Genomic DNA, 16,098 nt, shown 5'->3' on the forward strand with positions numbered 1-16,098 from the left:
CGAACCGGGCGGTTTCGAGGCCTGAGCACGGCTTGAGCGCCGCGTGAGCGATGGGGCGCACGGGTCACCGGGATCCACCCGGAACTCTCGCGAGCGAGCCGTGGATCGTATACGATCGACAGTACACCCGACAAAAGTGGAGGCCCAGTGCTCGATCAGACGCAACGTGAAGCCATCGCCGCCGAGTTGGTGCAGGCCGACATCGACCGCACCATTCTGCCGCGACTGACTGCCCGATACGACGGCATGGAGGTCGAGGATTCGTACGCGATCCAGAAGATCTGGTCGGATCGGCGCATCGAGGCGGGTGCACGCCTCGTCGGACACAAGATCGGGCTGACCTCGAAGGTGATGCAGGTCGCCACCGGCATTACCGAGCCCGACTATGGCGTGATCCACGATGACATGGTGTTTGAGTCTGGCTCGGTCATCGAATTCGACCGCTTCTCGAACGTGCGTATCGAGGTTGAGCTCGCCTTCGTGCTTGCCAAGCCGCTTGCTGGCCCCAATGTCACCCTCTTCGACGTGCTTGACGCGACCGCCTACGTCGTGCCTGCGCTTGAGGTGCTGAACTCACACCTCGAACTGGAGGGTCGCACGATCGTCGACACGATCAGCGACAACGCCGCGATGGGCGCAATGGTGATCGGCGGCCGCCCCATGAAGGTCGACGACGTTGACCTGCCCTGGGCCTCAGCGATGCTCTATCGCAACGAGACCATCGAGGAATCGGGCGTGGCGGGTGCTGTGCTGGGCAACCCAGCGATGGGCGTTGCCTGGCTCGCAAACAAGCTCGCGCAGCACGGCCAAACGCTTGAGGCGGGTGAGATCATCCTCGCGGGCTCGTTCACGCGGCCCATGTGGGTATTCAAGGGCGACACCGTGCACGCCGACTACGGCACCCTGGGGTCGGTGACATGCCGATTCGCCTAGAGCTTCCGTCTACACTCGCGCAGCGTCTTGCCGCGAGCGAGCGCCCCCTGATCGGCCTTTGGGTGTGCTCGGGGAGCGCCGTCACCGCAGAGATTGTTGCCGGCAGCGGCACCGACTGGGTACTACTCGATGCCGAGCACTCCCCCAACGGTCTGGAGTCGACGCTCGCACAGCTGTATGCGATGAGCGCCTATCCTGTGGCTCCGCTGGTGCGCCCGCCCTCGGGCGACACTGTGCTGATCAAGCAGTTCCTCGACCTGGGTGCGCAGAACCTGCTGATCCCGATGGTTGACACCGCCGCACAGGCCGAAGAGATCGTGCGGGCCGTGCGCTATCCCCCTGCGGGCGTGCGTGGGGTGGGGTCGGCGCTCGCGCGATCCGCCCGCTGGAATCGCGTCGAGGGCTACCTCGGGCGCGCGAACGAGACGATCAGCCTCACCGTGCAGATCGAGTCGGCGACGGGGCTGTCGAACATGGAGGAGATTGTTGCGGTCGACGGGGTCGACGCGATCTTCGTCGGGCCCTCCGATCTCGCCGCATCGATGGGGCTGCTCGGGCAGCAGTCGCACCCCGACGTGGTTGCGGGAGTGCTGCGCGCGATCGAGGCGGGTGCGGCCGCCGGCAAGCCGGTCGGTGTCAACGCGTTCGTGGCTGCCGATGCCGAGCGCTACATCGAGGCCGGTGCCGCGTTCGTCGCGGTGGGAGCGGATGTTGCGATGCTCGCACGCCAAACCGAGGCCCTGGTGGATCGCTTCATCCCCACAGGCTCCGCGTCTGCGGCCGCTCCGGGAGCAGGCTCCACCCCCCGCGCCTCGTACTGAAACACACCGCGTCGCGGCGGTCGGCATCTGAGCCCGCACCACTGGCCCCAACACCGAGACAATCGGCACCGTCAGAACTTCGGAGATCCACACACCTTCGGACGAATACCCCTGAATTGGTCCGAAAACAGGCGGGTCTCCGAAGTTGTAGGTGGGGTATTTTTCACAACACCCAGGCGATCTTCACAAACCATCGCGAATCGTATATCATTTGAGATACAAAGAGACGAGGCAGTCACATGACCTACGGAATCGACACCCCCGGCAAGATCATCGCCGTGCACCTGAGCTACCCCTCACGCATGCAGCAACGCGGTCGCGAGGCTGCGCTGCCCTCGTACTTCCTGAAGCCGAGCTCGTCGCTCGCGGCGACCGGCGGCACCATCGAGCGCCCCGCGGGCACCGAACTGCTCGCCTTCGAGGGTGAGATTGCCTTGGTTATCGGCACGCCCGCCCGGTGGGTCACCCCCGAGCAGGGCTGGTCGCACGTTGCCCAGGTCACTGCCGCCAACGACTTCGGCCTGTACGACCTGCGCGCGGCAGACAAGGGATCGAACGTGCGCAACAAGGGCGGCGACGGATTCACTCCGATCGGCCCCGCCGCGATCTCGACCGAGGGCCTCGGCCAGGGTGACTTCCGCGTGCGCACTTGGGTGAACGGCGAACTCGTGCAAGACGACACGAGCGATACGCTCAAATTTCCATTCGGGCAGTTGGTGGCGGATCTCTCGCAGCACATGACCCTCGAGACCGGCGACGTGATCCTGACCGGCACGCCCGCGGGCAGTTCGGTTGTGCTGCCCGGCGACGTAGTGGAGGTTGAGGTCGACGCACCAAACGCGCCCGGCGCGCCGACCTCAGGCCGCCTCGTCACCACGGTCACCCAGGGAACCACAGCATTCGGCGATTTCGGGAACAAGCCCAAGGTCGACGATCTCCAGCGCATTGAGGCGTGGGGCAGCGAGGCGGAGCATGCGGCCGCCGTCGCAGCCGGCCGCGCGAGTCGCTTGGAGCAGAACCCGAACGAGGCCACAACCGTCGGTCCGCTGACCGACGAGATTCGCGGCCTGCTCGACGGTGTCGCGGTCGCGACGGTCTCCGCGGCGCTCCGCAAACGCGGCTACGTCGACATCTTCATCGACGGGGTCATCCCGAACCACGAGGGCGACCGCATCCTGGGAACCGCGAAAACCCTGCGGTTCATCCCGTTTCGCCCCGACCTCTTCAAGGCGCACGCGGGCGGCTTCAACGCGCAGAAGCGCGCGTTTGACACTGTCAACCCGGGCGAGGTGCTCGTCGTCGAAGCCCGAGGCATCCCGAGCACCGGCACCGTGGGTGACGTGCTCGCTCTTCGCGCCCAGGTGCGCGGTGCTGCGGGGATTGTGACCGACGGCGGGGTGCGCGACTTCGCCGCCGTGCAGGAGTTCAACATTCCCGTGTTCTCGCAGGGCGCGCACCCGAGCGTGCTCGGTCGCCGTCACGTGCCCTGGGAGACCGACGTCACCATCGCGTGTGGCGGAGCCGCCGTGCAGCCCGGCGACATCATCTACGGCGACCGGGACGGTGTCATTGTGATCCCGCCGTTCCTCCTCGAGGAGGTTGCGCGCGAGGCCGCCGCGCAGGAGGTCGAGGACGCGTGGGTCGCCGAGCAGGTCGCCGGCGGTGCCGCGGTCGACGGACTCTTTCCGATGAATGCCGAATGGCGCACTCGCTATGAGGCCGCCCGCGCCGAGCAAAAGACGCAGGGCTAGGTATTCCTGATGGCACCGATATCAAAATCTGAACAGGCGTATCGCCTGATGCGTGAGCGCATCGAAAGCGGGCGCTACGTGCCCGGGTACCGTCTCGTGCTTGCGCCGATCGCTGCCGAGCTCGACATGTCGGTGGTGCCGGTGCGTGAGGCGATCCGCCGATTGGAAGCAGAGGGGCTCGTGACCTTTGAGACCAACGTGGGCGCGCAGGTGGCACTCATCAAGGAGACCGAGTACCAGCACACGATGGAGACGCTCGCGTTGGTGGAAGGGTCGGCGACGGCCCTCGCTTCACCGGCCATCACCGCTGACCAGATTGCGCGGGCCCGGGCCATCAACGAGCGCATGCGGGAGAGCCTCACGCACTTCGATCCGCAGCGTTTCACCGAGTTGAATCTCGAGTTTCACAGCGTCTTGTTCGAGACATGCCCCAATCCGCATATTCTCGACCTCGTGCACCGCGGCTGGAATCGCATGCGGGTGCTGCGCAACTCGTCGTTTAGTTTTGTGCCCGGCCGCGCCCAGGAATCGGTGAACGAGCACGACCGCATCCTGCAGTTAATTGTGGATCACGCGCCCACGATCGAGATCGAGATCGCTGCCCGCGAACACCGACTCGGCACGCTGCACGCAGTACTCGCGCAGAACGCTCAGCACGCCAAGCGACTGGCCGACACCCAAGCCGAAGCGCACCCCCGGGCCTCAGCGGCCTAAGTACCAGACCCAGAAATTGCTCGCAACGAAAGAAGGCAACGCATGACCTATCAGAAGCCCGAGGGGCTCCCCGAGAAGATCCAGCACTTCATCGACGGCAAGTTCGTCGACTCGATCGGTGGCGCAGAGTTCGAGGTCATCGAACCCGTCTCCAACGAGACCTACATCATGTCTGCGTCGGCGCAGAAGGAAGACGTTGACCTCGCCGTCGCAGCTGCGAAGCGTGCGTTCGACGAGGGCCCCTGGCCCAAGATGCTGGCCCGCGAGCGGTCGCGCATCCTGCACAAAGTTGCCGACATCGTCGAGTCGCGCGACGAACAGCTCGCCCTGATCGAGAGCTGGGACTCCGGCTTGCCCATCACCCAGGCCAAGGGCCAGGCCCGCCGCGCCGCCGAGAACTTCCGCTTCTTCGCGGACCTCATCGTCGCGCAGCAAGACAACGCGTTCCGGGTGCCTGGTCGCCAGATGAACTATGTCAACCGCAAGCCGATCGGCGTCGCTGGCCTCATCACCCCGTGGAACGTGCCCTTCATGCAGGAGTCGTGGAAGCTTGCCCCGGCGCTGGCCACCGGCAACACGGTCGTGCTGAAGCCCGCGAGCTACACACCCCTCTCGGCAGCCCTGTGGCCCGAGATCTTCCGCGAGGCGGGCATGCCCGACGGCGTATTCAACCTCATCCTCGGATCCGGCGGAGTGGCTGGCGATGCCATCGTCAAGCACCCCGATGTGCCGCTCATCTCGTTTACCGGCGACAGCTCAACCGGTGCCATGCTCTCGACCAACGCCGCGCCATTCCTGAAGGGTCTGTCGCTTGAACTCGGCGGCAAGAGCCCGTCGGTGGTCTTTGCCGACGCCGACCTCGAAGAGGCGCTCGATGCCACCGTCTTCAGCGTGTTCAGCCTGAACGGCGAGCGCTGCACAGCGGGATCGCGCGTGCTCGTGCAGCGCGACATCTACGACGACTTCGTTGCCCGATACGCGGAGCGCGCGAAGAACATTGTCGTGGGCCTGCCATCCGACCCGGCCACCGAGGTCGGTGCACTCGTGCACCCGAGTCACTTCGACAAGGTCATGAGCTACGTCGAGATCGGGAAGACCGAGGGCCGTCTCGTTGCCGGCGGCGGCCGCCCCGAGGGCTTCCCCGAGGGCAACTACGTCGCCCCGACCGTCTTCGCCGACGTGAAGCCCGATGCCCGCATCTTCCAGGAGGAGATCTTCGGGCCAGTTGTCGCCATCACCCCCTTCGACACCGATGAAGAGGCGCTTGAGCTCGCGAACGACACCAAGTACGGCCTGGCTGCGTACGTCTGGACCTCGAACCTGAAGCGCGCGCACAACTTCGCGCACGGCATCGAGTCGGGCATGGTGTGGCTGAACTCGAACAACGTGCGCGACCTGCGCACCCCGTTCGGCGGCGTCAAGGCATCGGGCCTCGGGCGCGAGGGCGGCTACCGCTCGATCGATTTCTACACCACCCAGCAGTCGATCCAGATCACCCTGAACGAAGCTCACTCGCCTCGTTTCGGTGCCGGGAAGTAACCCTCCGCTCTCACACGTGAGGTGGCGGGCCGCACGGCCCGCCACCGATCCACCCCACTCACCAACACACGTAAGGACACAGAAATGTCTGAACTCAAGGGTCGCACCAAGACCTCAAGCGGCTTCTACGTCACCGAAGAAGCCCCGATCCACACCGACAACCCGGTGCCCACGCCGAAGGCCGAGGCGCCCGATATTCTCCGCTGCGCATACATGGAGATCGTGGTCACCGACCTCGCAGCTTCGCGCAACTTCTACGTCGACGTGCTCGGTCTGTACGTGACCGAGGAGGACGAGAACGCGATCTACCTGCGCTCGCTCGAAGAATTCATTCACCACAACCTCGTGTTGCGCAAGGGCCCCGTCGCCGCGGTCGCCGCCTTCTCGTACCGCGTGCGCACCCCCGAAGACCTCGACAAGGCCGTCGCTTTTTACACCGAACTGGGCTGCCGTGTCGAGCGTCGTGCCGACGGCTTCACCAAGGGCATCGGTGATTCCGTGCGCGTCGAGGATCCGCTGGGATTCCCCTACGAGTTCTTCCACGACGTTGAGCACGTCGAGCGTTTGGCATGGCGTTACGACCTGTACACCCCGGGCGCGCTTGTGCGTCTCGACCACTTCAACCAGGTCACCCCCGACGTGCCGCGCGCGACGAAGTTCATGCAGGATCTCGGCTTCCGCGTCACCGAGGATATCCAGGACGAGGAGGGCACGGTGTACGCAGCTTGGCTGCGACGCAAGCCCACCGTACACGACACCGCGGCGACCGGAGGCGACGGCCCCCGTATGCACCACGTGGCCTTTGCTACGCACGAGAAGCACAACATCCTCGCGATCTGCGACAAGCTCGGCGCGCTGCGCATGAGCGATCGCATCGAGCGCGGCCCCGGCCGTCACGGGGTCTCGAACGCGTTCTACCTCTACCTGCTCGATCCCGACGGCCACCGCGTCGAGATCTACACCCAGGATTACTACACCGGCGATCCCGACAACCCGGTCGTGACCTGGGACGTGCACGACAACCAGCGCCGCGACTGGTGGGGCAACCCGGTCGTGCCCTCCTGGTACACCAACGCATCGCTCGTGCTCGACCTCGACGGCAACCCACAGCCCGTCGTGGCGCGCACCGATGCCAGCGAGATGGCCGTGACTATTGGCGCCGACGGGTTCTCCTACACTCGCGACGAAGAGGGCGACAAGGGCTTCAAGCTCGGCAACACGCTGTAACCCGTGGGGGAAGAAATCCCCCACGCGAGAGGGCGCTAGTGGCTGCTTCTTCGAACTTGAAGCAGCCACTAGCGCCCTTGTGTGTGTGGCGGGGTTGGGTAGCGAGGCGAGGCGAAGTGCGACTCAGGTGCGATCCGCAACCTTGACCCGGTCGAACGCGGCGAGCGCCCGCACGCGGGTCGCCTTGAGGTCAACCAAGGGCGGGGTCAGCACCGAGTCGGGTGCCCAGCGATCCACATAGACGCCTTCGGCATCGAACTTCTGCTGCTGCGTCACGGGGTTAAAAATGCGGAAGTAGGGCGCCGCATCGGCACCGCACCCGGCAACCCACTGCCAGTTAAATGGGTTCGAGGCCGCGTCGGCATCGACGAGGGTGTCCCAGAACCAGGCCTCTCCCTCGCGCCAGTCGACCAGCAGATTCTTCACGAGGAACGAGGCGACCACCATGCGCACGCGGTTGTGCATGGTGCCGCTGCGCCAGAGTTCGCGCATGCCCGCGTCGACGAGCGGGATGCCCGTACGACCCTGCTGCCAGCGTGCCAGCGACTCACCCGCGCCTTCCCGCCACGGGAACGCATCGAAGCGGCGGTCAAGGTTCTGGGTCGCGAGATCGGGTCGGTGAAAATACGTGTGCCAGGCGAACTCGCGCCAGCCGAGCTCGGAGAGGAACATGCCCACGTCGGCGCCCGAGGCGAGCGACTCGTGCCACACGCGCTGCGGGCTGATTTCGCCGAACCGCAGGTGCGGCGCGAGCCCCGAGGTCGCCTCGCTCGCGGGCAGGTCGCGCTCGTTCGCGTAGCGGTGGGCGCGTTCGGCGAGAAATTCGCTCAGCCTCGCGCGCGCGGCCGCTTCCCCCGGCCGCCAGTGTGCGCCAAACTCGGCTGCCCAGTCGGGGTGCGTTGGCAGCAACTGCCAGTCGGAGAGCGCGTCACTCGGAACCGAGGCCATCGTTGCCGCCACGGCGGGTGGATCCGCAAACACCGGCACCGCAATCGGCGCCCGGGGCGGAGGCGACGCGAGGCACGCCCGCCAGAAGGGCGAGTACACCCGGTATGGGCCGCCCGTCTTCGTGGTGATCGTCCACGGTTCGAACAAAAGCGACCCGGCAAAGGAGTGGGCATCGAGGCCGGACTCGCGCAGGCCCTGTTTCAGCTCGGCATCGACGCGACGCTCGGCCGCGCCGTAGCGCCGGTTCCAGAGCACCCGGCCCGCACCCAGCTCGCGGGCCACAGCTGGCACGATCTCGCCCGCCGCGCCGCGCCGCAGCACGAGCGTCACCCCGAGCGCGCGAAGCGCGGCCGCAAGCGACTCGAGCGAGTGGTGCAGCCACCACTTCGCGGCCCCCCCGAGCGGCCGCACCCCCGCCGACTCCTCGTCGAGCACGTACAGCGCGACCACCCCACCGGGGTCGCTCGCGGCTGCGGCGAGCGCCGGGTGATCGTCGGTGCGCAGGTCATCTCGGAACCAAACCAGTGTCGTCACGGATTAACTCTAGGGCGAACGTCAAGCAGTAGCAGTTGGGGACCACACTCGGTGTCGGGCACTTGTGGCTGGTTCCAGTTCAAAGAAAAAACCACTAGCGCCCGACCCTGAATGGCGTGTCGGGGAGTTCGACAGCAAGACTCCAATCATCGAGCACATCAGATCAACGTGGCCTCCAATCCAGACAGTGTCTTCCCGGCTCTGCGAAGATGGGGGCATGAGGATCGACCTGCGGTTCGAAATCGACTGCCCCCCCGACACGGCCTGGGGGGCGGTGCACACCACCGCGGTCGCGGCCGAACCCTACGGCTCGGTGATGCAACTCACCCCGCTCACCGCCATGCCCGAGCACTTTTCGCCGGGGGACGAGGTAGAGGTCGAACTGCGCTTCGCCGGGCTCGTGCCCGTCGGTCGCCAGGTGATCCGCGTCACTGATGAGACACACGGCACGGGCGAGTCGCTCGTGCGCACGATGCACGACACGGGACACCCGGTCAGCGGCCCGCTCGCGCTCGTGAACGGCTGGCACCACCGCATGACGATCACGCAGGCCCCGGGCGACCCGGGCCGAGCCATCTGGCGCGATCGCCTAGAATTCGGCGGCGCATTCGCCCCCCTCGCCTGGCCCGTGCTGTGGGCCACGTGGGCGTGGCGCGCGCGCCGCATCAGGAAGCTCGCGCCGGGGTGGCGATCCGCATGAGCAACCTCGACGCCACACCCGAAGAGACGATCTGCGACGAGCAGGCGGGAGGCCCGGGAGGGCAGATCGCGCTGCTCGATCCACGCGACGTGCCGCTCGGCGGCCTCCGCGCGATGAACGTGCGGCGCACGCTGCCCCAGCGCGGCCGCACCCTTATCGGCGCGTGGTGTTTCCTCGACCACTACGGCCCCGACGACGTGGCGGTGTCGGGCGGCATGAACGTGCCCGCGCACCCGCACACCGGCCTGCAGACCGCGAGCTGGCTGTTCTCGGGCACGATCGAGCACCGCGATAGCTCGGGCGCGCACGCCCTCGTGCGGCCGGGCGAGCTGAACCTCATGACCGCGGGCAGCGGCATCAGTCACTCCGAACGGTCGACCGCAGACACCACCCTGCTCCACGGGGTGCAATTGTGGATCGCCCTGCCCGACCACTCCCGAAACGTTTCCCGGGGTTTCGAGCACTTCGTGCCCCCCGTGCGCACCGGCCCGGGCTGGGCTGCGCAGGTGTTTCTCGGCACGCTCCTGGGCGAGACCTCGCCGGTCGCGACGTACTCCCCGCTTGTGGGTGCCGAGTTGAACCTCTTGCCGGGAGCGGTGCTCGAGCTCGCGGTCGACCCCGGTTTCGAACACGGCATCCTGGTGGATCACGGATCCCTCAGCGTGGCGAGCGCACCTGACACCCTCGGGGTCTCCGTGCCACGCGACACCCTCGCCTTCATTTCGGCCGGTGCCAGCACCTTGCGCCTCGTCGTGGGCGAGGCTGGCGCGCGCATGATCCTCATCGGCGGCGCGCCATTCGGCGAGCAGCTGGTGATGTGGTGGAACTTCGTCGCCCGCACGCACGACGAGATCGTGGCGGCTCGCGGAGCGTGGCACGCGGAGATTGACGCGGCCGCCGACAGCCCGACGGAACCTGCGCCGCGACACGCAAGCGAGCCCATCTTTGGGCTGCCTGACGACGAACCCGAGCCTCCGCTCCCCGCACCTGCCCTGCCGATCGCACGGCTCAAGCCCCGCGACTGATCCACGGGCGACCGAGCAGCCAATTTCGCCTGAATTTCCGAGACCAACGCCAACACCAACAGCACGAGCATGAGGAGAGGCCCACCGATGACCCGCTGGCGCACCTACCTGCAGAATTTCCTCAAGGGCATCTGGTTTCGGGCGACGCTGTTTGCGCTCGCCGGGGTGGTGCTCGCGGTGGCCGCGCACCTGCTGAGTTCTGCGGTGCCCGATGCCATCACGATCGATCTGGGCCAAGACGCGGTCTCGCCAATCCTGCAGATTCTCGCGAGTTCCATGCTTGCGGTGACGACCTTCTCGCTCACGGCGATGGTGTCGGCGTACTCCTCTGCCACACAGTCGGGCACGCCGCGATCCACCCAGCTGCTCATCAGCGACCGCACCTCGCAGAACGCCCTGTCTACCTTCGTGGGAGCCTTCGCATTCTCGATCGTGGGCATCGTCGCGCTGTCAATGCAGGCGTACAGCGATACCGGTCGCACCCTGCTGTTCCTCGGGACCCTCGTGGTGATCGCCGCAGTGATGTTCACGTTGCTGCACTGGATCTCGTTCCTGACCCGCTTCGGCCGCATGGCAGACATCATCGACCGGGTCGAACACGCGGCGCAGCAAGCAATGGAACGCTACGCCTCCGACCCGCGACTCGGGGGTCACGAGTGGATCGACCCGCCCTCCCACGCCACTCCCGTGGAGTCCGACCACGCGGGGTTCGTCGTGCGCGTTGACGTGCCCGCCCTGCAACGGGTGGCCGAACACGGTGGCTGCGAGGTCTGGGTCGCACGCCGCGCGGGGGCACGGGTGACGGTGCACGTGCCGCTTGCCTACCTCACCGGAGACGTCACGGAAGAACTGCGCTCGGCGGTGCAGCAGGCCTTCGTCGTCGCACCGCACCGCACCTTTGAACAGGATCCACGGTTGGGCCTCATCGCGCTGTCGGAGATCTCTAGCCGGGCCCTCTCGCCGGGTATCAACGATCCAGGAACGGCGATCGAGGTGCTCAGTGCCGCGCAGCGTGTGCTGAGCACCGCTATGCGCGCAGCGAATCGCCCGCCCGTGACCTGCGCCCTCGTGCACGTGCCCCTGATCGACCCGGACGACATGGTGATCGATGCGCTTCGGCCGACCGCACGAGACGGTGCGGGCATCGTAGAAGTGGCGATGCGAGTGCAACGCGAGATCGGGGCACTGATTTCCGAGGCCGACGGCCCGTGGGCCCAGGCGTTGCGCGCGCAGGCAGTCGACGGGCTCGATCGGGCGACACTCGCGCTCAGCCACGAAGCAGATCTTCGCGAGGTCGCGCAGCTACACGCCGAGGCGATTACGACCCCTCGTGCCGAGTTCTAGAGTGTGGGTACGCCCCGCGCGTGCGGGTGATACAGCACTGAGGAGAGCTCGATGACAGAAACAGACTCTGTGGTGCAGGCCGAGACGAGCCGCGCTGAACGCTGGGAAGAGTGGACGGCCTGGCCCCTCCTGCTGTTGGCGATCGGTTTCCTGGCGCTCTCGACGGTGGTACTCGCCGACAATGGCATCCACGCGAGCACGCAAAACTGGGCCACGGTCGGACTCTTTGCGATTTGGGCGCTGTTCCTGCTCGATTTTGCGGTGAGACTGTTTCTCACGCGAGATCGTTGGCGATATGTGCGACTCAATTCCTTCGAAGTGGTCACGTTGGTGATCCCGTTACTCCGCGCATTTCTCCTCGTACTCTACATCTGGCGACTTCCCGCGCTCAAACGATCGCGCACGCATCAGAGACTTAGGTTCATGCTCGTCGCCGCCTCACTCGGGCTCGTCTTTGTGTATGTTGCCTCGACGCTGGTGTGGTTGGTCGAGCACCAGGCTGCGGGAGCGAACATCACATCGTTTGGCGACGCGATCTGGTGGGGGTTCGCGACTATCGCTACCGTCGGCTATGGCGATTACACACCAGTGACAGTACCCGGCCGGGTGATCGCCGTGATCCTCATGCTGGGCGGCATCGTGATCGTCGGCATCGTGACCGCCACGGTGATCTCCTCACTCACTGAACAGGTGCAGCGCGAGGCCGCGAAGCGCAACGGCGGCCCACGTTCCGCTTCAGAAATCGGCACAGACGATCTCACTATCTGTAGCGATCGCGGCAAACTCAACGCCAGCGACGAACGCAGCGGGCGGATCACACCTCCACCTCATACCGCCTCCACTGGCGATAGTCAACGGGGTGAGGCAAACCAAGACGGGGATCTGCAGCCGTGAGACGATGAAACCGAAGTCGCGAACCTTTGCGGCCTGAAACGGAGGAACCATCATGAGTATTGGTACCGGAATTGCACTGTTCGTCATTGGCGCGATCCTCGTGTTCGCGGTCAACGTCGAGGTCAATGTCGTCAACCTCGATCTCATCGGATACATCCTCATGGGTGCCGGAGTCGTGATCTTCCTTATCGGGATCGTGCTCATGGCTTCGCGTCGAAGCCGCGCCCGCACCCACGAGACTGAAATCATCGAGTGACAGACCCTGAGGGTGCTCCAGCTTCGGCGTCGGCGGGAGAGAACAGCGTGGACTCGCTGAGCTCCCCCACCGGTGCCGAACCTCGTCTTCGGGCCGTGCCCGACAGCACGGGAATCGCCCCTCGCGTGCTCGTGCTCGGCGCCACCGGATACATCGGCGGACGCCTCCTGCCCCGCCTTATTCGTGGTGGCTACCGGGTGCGGGTGCTCGTGCGCTCCCCCGAGCGCATCGCCGCGCACGGGTGGGGCGACAGCATCGAGGTCGTCGCGGGCGAGGCGCAAGATCCCGGTGCCGTGCGAGAGGCCATGCAGGGCGTCAACATCGTGTACTTTCTCGTCCATTCGATGACCGGCAACAAGGCGTTCGGCGACCTCGACCGCACTATCGCCACGACCGTGGCGGCCGCTGCGGCGAGCGCGGGGGTCTCTCGCATCGTCTATTTGGGCGGCCTGCACCCCGAGGGCGCGAAGCTCTCCCCCCACCTCGCCTCGCGTGCCGAGGTCGGGGATATCCTGCTCGAGTCGGGCGTGCCCACGCTCGTGCTACAGGCCGGGGTCGTCATCGGTTCGGGGTCGGCATCGTTCGAAATGATTCGTCACCTCACTGAGGTGCTGCCCTACATGCCCGCCCCGAAGTGGGTGCGCAATTTTATTCAGCCCATCTCGGTACGCGATGTGCTCTATTACCTCCTCGCGGCGGCACGGGTGCCCGCAGAGGTCAGCCGTGCCGTCGACATCGGCGGGCCAGACGTGCTCCGCTACGGTCAGATGATGAACGGCTACGCGGTCGTCGCTGGCCTCAGGCAGCGCCACATCGCCGCGCTGCCGGTACTCACGCCGCGTCTCGCCTCACACTGGGTGGGGCTCGTCACCCCGGTGCCGCAGTCGCTCGCGCGGCCGCTCGTCGAGTCACTGCAGGTTGACTGCGTGATGCGCAATCACGACATTGATGCCATCATCCCTCCGCCACCCGGTGGGCTCACCAGCTATCAGCGTTCGGTGAGGCTGGCGCTCGGTCGCGTGGCCAATAACCAAATCGAGACGAGTTGGCTCGACGCGCAGATCTCGGGGGCACCGAGCGACCCGTTACCCAGCGATCCCGAGTGGACCGGGCGCACCGTCTACACCGATGACCGATCGCGCCCCACCACGGCCTCGCGCGAGGCCCTGTGGTCGGTCATCGAGGGCATTGGCGGCGAAAACGGGTGGTATTCGCCGCCGATCCTGTGGGCGATTCGCGGGTGGATGGATCGCTTTGTCGGCGGAGTGGGCCTGCGGCGCGGCCGCCGCAACCGATCGACCGTCGCCGTCGGTGACGCGGTCGACTTCTGGCGGGTCGAGGCGTGTGAACCCGGGCGGCTCCTGAGGCTGCGTGCCGAAATGAAGCTTCCGGGGTCTGCCTGGCTCGAGCTGGGTTGCGAAGAGAGCGAAGGCGGGCTGGTCTACCGGCAACGCGCGGTATTTTTTCCGCGCGGGCTCGCCGGTCGCCTGTACTGGCTCGCGGTGCTGCCCTTCCACGACCTCATCTTCTCCGGGATGGCCGTGCGGATCGTCGCGATCGCCGAGGCCGAGAGCCGGGCCGAGTAGCCGACTCCGCGCCTACGCTCGGGCGGCGAGCCAGCTCACCAACGCGTCCGGGGCGAGGGGACGACTGAAATGGTACCCCTGCGCGTGATCCGCTCCGAGCTCCCGCATGATCGCCACTTGCTCCGCGGTCTCGGTGCCCTCGGCGATCGTCTGCAGCCCGAAATTGTGCGCGAGCGCAGTGATCGTCGCTACCAGTCTGCGTTCCTTTTCGTTCGACTCGAGGTGATCCACAAAGGAACGATCGATCTTCAGATAATCAACCGGAAAATCCTTCAAGTAACGCAGCGAACTGTACCCCGTGCCGAAGTCGTCAATCGCGATGCGCACGCCGATGGCTTTGAAACGGTGCAACTGCGCCACGACCACATCTGAGTTCGATGAGATCGACTCGGTGATTTCGAGTACAAGTCGCGACGGATCCATCCCCGACACACGAATGACGTTCTCGAGCTGCCCAGCGAATTCATCGTCGTAGAACTGATGAATCGAGATGTTGACTGACACGGGAAGATTCCCCAGCCCTGCGTGGTTCCATTCGACCGCTTGCCTGCAGGCGGCCTCGATTACCCACATCCCGATCTCGTGAATCAGCCCGCTCTCCTCCGCGACCGGAATGAATTGGTCCGGAGGCACCTGCCCGTGCTGAGGGTGCAGCCAGCGCAGTAAAGCCTCCAGCCCGTGCACCTCGCCCGTCGCGAGGTCAATCTGCGGCTGGAACGCAAGCGAGAGTTCGTCGTTCGCGATCGCTGACCTGAGTGCAATTTCAAGCTGAAACTGCCGAGCATCGTCCTTGCTCTTGACGTCTCGGTAGAACGCCACCCGGTTGCGTCCGTTGCGCCGAGCCGCGAACATCGCAGTGTCAGCTTTCCTGAGCAGAGCGTCGGGGTCGATGCCGTCATCCGGGAATGTGCTGATGCCAATACGGGAGGTGATCGAGAGCTCAATCTCACCGAGCACCACTGGATCGCGCAGACGTGCCTCGAGAGACCGAGCAAAGCCCAGGCATTCGTCGTCGGTATCGCAGTAGTAGGTGACGATGAAGTCATCCCCGCTATTCCGAAAGAAATCGGCGCTCGATGGTAGGAAGTCGCGCAACCGGTGCGCAATGATCTTGAGGAGCCGGTCTCCGGCTTCACGCCCCCAGGTTTCGTTCACGGCCTTCAGCCGGTCGAGATCAAGCGCGAGCAACGCAAACTTTCGACGCTCTCCCACCTGGCGAGAGAGATTGGTATCAAGCGAGTTTCGGTTGGGCAGCCCGGTGAGTGGGTCAAAGTAAGCCAGCTGGTTCAGCTTCCGCTCCAGCTGCTTCTGCTTCGTGATGTCTTTCCCGATGCAATGGATCCCGGTGATTTCTCCCTCATAATGGATCGGAATCACCGTCACATGCAGGTCGATCACTTCTCGACGGCGGTTATAGACGGCAGTTTGATACTGCACCGGGGTGCCCTCAAGCACCCGGAAAAATTCCCGCTCAGAGTGCGCGCGCCTCTCGGGCACGATCATCTGCAGAAATGGAGTGCCAACGAGCTCCTTCGCAGGGATACCGAGCAACTGCTCAGTCGCCCGATTCATCTGGAGGAATTTACCCTCAAGGCCGAACGTCACGACCACGTCAACGTTGTTCTCGAACAACGAACGGTATCTCTGTTCGCTTTCCTGCAGTTGGCGCGTAACTTCTTGACTCTCGGGTGTTTCTTCGGGGAATCCGTCGGACTCAACGGCTCGGCCCGCTTCTTGCTCCGACCGGGCGCGTGATTCTGGCAACATCGACTCGGCTACCCCCTTCGAAGTTGACTCCGTCGCGCTTCGCTGCACGAGTCAACGCT

At 65.4% G+C, this 16,098-nt stretch carries 14 protein-coding genes; 12 read left to right on the plus strand and 2 right to left on the minus strand.

The annotated features are described in order from the left end of the window. Positions 1-147: 147 nt before the first annotated feature. From ACTNFK_RS08705 to hpaD, 6 genes are all read left to right on the plus strand, one after another. Entirely contained in the window at positions 148-933 is a 786-nt protein-coding gene (locus ACTNFK_RS08705) for a fumarylacetoacetate hydrolase family protein (RefSeq protein WP_435937329.1), read from the plus strand. Further along, positions 918-1,754: an HpcH/HpaI aldolase family protein gene (locus tag ACTNFK_RS08710; protein ID WP_435937330.1), complete on the plus strand. Its 837-nt coding sequence runs from the start codon at positions 918-920 to the stop codon at positions 1,752-1,754. The genes ACTNFK_RS08705 and ACTNFK_RS08710 overlap by 16 nt, the downstream gene beginning before the upstream one ends. A 239-nt stretch (positions 1,755-1,993) precedes the next feature. Continuing rightward, positions 1,994-3,505, plus strand: a complete 1,512-nt coding sequence (locus tag ACTNFK_RS08715; RefSeq protein WP_435937331.1) for a fumarylacetoacetate hydrolase family protein — start codon at positions 1,994-1,996, stop codon at positions 3,503-3,505. 9 nt (positions 3,506-3,514) lie between these two features. Then, the gene (locus ACTNFK_RS08720; protein ID WP_435937332.1) at positions 3,515-4,219 is read left to right on the plus strand and encodes a GntR family transcriptional regulator; all 705 of its coding nucleotides are present in this window, start codon (positions 3,515-3,517) and stop codon (positions 4,217-4,219) included. Positions 4,220-4,261: 42 nt separating this feature from the next. After that, entirely contained in the window at positions 4,262-5,758 is a 1,497-nt protein-coding gene (hpaE, locus tag ACTNFK_RS08725; protein WP_433647703.1) for a 5-carboxymethyl-2-hydroxymuconate semialdehyde dehydrogenase, read from the plus strand. 84 nt (positions 5,759-5,842) lie between these two features. After that, the gene (gene hpaD / locus ACTNFK_RS08730; RefSeq protein ID WP_435937333.1) at positions 5,843-6,985 is read left to right on the plus strand and encodes a 3,4-dihydroxyphenylacetate 2,3-dioxygenase; all 1,143 of its coding nucleotides are present in this window, start codon (positions 5,843-5,845) and stop codon (positions 6,983-6,985) included. A gap of 123 nt (positions 6,986-7,108) precedes the next feature. Here hpaD and ACTNFK_RS08735 read toward each other — a convergent pair whose 3' ends face one another. Next, the gene (locus ACTNFK_RS08735; protein WP_435937334.1) at positions 7,109-8,467 is read right to left on the minus strand and encodes a cryptochrome/photolyase family protein; all 1,359 of its coding nucleotides are present in this window, start codon (positions 8,465-8,467) and stop codon (positions 7,109-7,111) included. Between the two features lie 217 nt (positions 8,468-8,684). Here ACTNFK_RS08735 and ACTNFK_RS08740 point away from each other — a divergent pair, with 217 nt between their 5' ends. The 6 genes from ACTNFK_RS08740 to ACTNFK_RS08765 all read left to right on the plus strand — a co-directional run bounded on the left by ACTNFK_RS08740 (position 8,685) and on the right by ACTNFK_RS08765 (position 14,272). Beyond that, positions 8,685-9,167, plus strand: a complete 483-nt coding sequence (locus tag ACTNFK_RS08740; protein ID WP_435937335.1) for a hypothetical protein — start codon at positions 8,685-8,687, stop codon at positions 9,165-9,167. Then, positions 9,164-10,192 carry a pirin family protein gene (locus ACTNFK_RS08745; protein WP_435937336.1) on the plus strand — a complete coding sequence of 343 codons (1,029 nt, stop codon included), beginning with the start codon at positions 9,164-9,166 and terminating at the stop codon, positions 10,190-10,192. The genes ACTNFK_RS08740 and ACTNFK_RS08745 overlap by 4 nt, the downstream gene beginning before the upstream one ends. 87 nt (positions 10,193-10,279) lie before the next feature. Continuing rightward, positions 10,280-11,536: a DUF2254 domain-containing protein gene (locus ACTNFK_RS08750; RefSeq protein ID WP_435937337.1), complete on the plus strand. Its 1,257-nt coding sequence runs from the start codon at positions 10,280-10,282 to the stop codon at positions 11,534-11,536. Between the two features lie 51 nt (positions 11,537-11,587). Further along, positions 11,588-12,430 (plus strand): potassium channel family protein, encoded by an 843-nt coding sequence (locus tag ACTNFK_RS08755; protein WP_435937338.1) that lies wholly within the window; start codon positions 11,588-11,590, stop codon positions 12,428-12,430. 52 nt (positions 12,431-12,482) lie between these two features. Then, positions 12,483-12,686 carry a DUF6458 family protein gene (locus tag ACTNFK_RS08760; protein ID WP_435937339.1) on the plus strand — a complete coding sequence of 68 codons (204 nt, stop codon included), beginning with the start codon at positions 12,483-12,485 and terminating at the stop codon, positions 12,684-12,686. Between the two features lie 47 nt (positions 12,687-12,733). After that, complete coding sequence (locus tag ACTNFK_RS08765) at positions 12,734-14,272, plus strand: SDR family oxidoreductase (protein WP_435937345.1); 1,539 nt, start codon at positions 12,734-12,736, stop codon at positions 14,270-14,272. 12 nt (positions 14,273-14,284) lie between these two features. Here ACTNFK_RS08765 and ACTNFK_RS08770 read toward each other — a convergent pair whose 3' ends face one another. Beyond that, positions 14,285-16,039 carry a putative bifunctional diguanylate cyclase/phosphodiesterase gene (locus ACTNFK_RS08770; protein ID WP_435937340.1) on the minus strand — a complete coding sequence of 585 codons (1,755 nt, stop codon included), beginning with the start codon at positions 16,037-16,039 and terminating at the stop codon, positions 14,285-14,287. Positions 16,040-16,098 lie beyond the last annotated feature (59 nt).

It is taken from the genome of Leucobacter fengyongliangi (assembly GCF_052386045.1).

Bases quoted from the DNA above. Each gene is read 5' to 3' on its own strand.
- ACTNFK_RS08710 (WP_435937330.1), top strand. From the start codon at position 918: ATGCCGATTCGCCTAGAGCTTCCGTCTACACTCGCGCAGCGTCTTGCC.
- ACTNFK_RS08715 (WP_435937331.1), top strand. From the start codon at position 1,994: ATGACCTACGGAATCGACACCCCCGGCAAGATCATCGCCGTGCACCTG.
- ACTNFK_RS08720 (WP_435937332.1), top strand. From the start codon at position 3,515: ATGGCACCGATATCAAAATCTGAACAGGCGTATCGCCTGATGCGTGAG.
- hpaE (WP_433647703.1), top strand. From the start codon at position 4,262: ATGACCTATCAGAAGCCCGAGGGGCTCCCCGAGAAGATCCAGCACTTC.
- hpaD (WP_435937333.1), top strand. From the start codon at position 5,843: ATGTCTGAACTCAAGGGTCGCACCAAGACCTCAAGCGGCTTCTACGTC.
- ACTNFK_RS08740 (WP_435937335.1), top strand. From the start codon at position 8,685: ATGAGGATCGACCTGCGGTTCGAAATCGACTGCCCCCCCGACACGGCC.
- ACTNFK_RS08745 (WP_435937336.1), top strand. From the start codon at position 9,164: ATGAGCAACCTCGACGCCACACCCGAAGAGACGATCTGCGACGAGCAG.
- ACTNFK_RS08750 (WP_435937337.1), top strand. From the start codon at position 10,280: ATGACCCGCTGGCGCACCTACCTGCAGAATTTCCTCAAGGGCATCTGG.
- ACTNFK_RS08755 (WP_435937338.1), top strand. From the start codon at position 11,588: ATGACAGAAACAGACTCTGTGGTGCAGGCCGAGACGAGCCGCGCTGAA.
- ACTNFK_RS08760 (WP_435937339.1), top strand. From the start codon at position 12,483: ATGAGTATTGGTACCGGAATTGCACTGTTCGTCATTGGCGCGATCCTC.
- ACTNFK_RS08770 (WP_435937340.1), bottom strand. From the start codon at position 16,039: ATGTTGCCAGAATCACGCGCCCGGTCGGAGCAAGAAGCGGGCCGAGCC.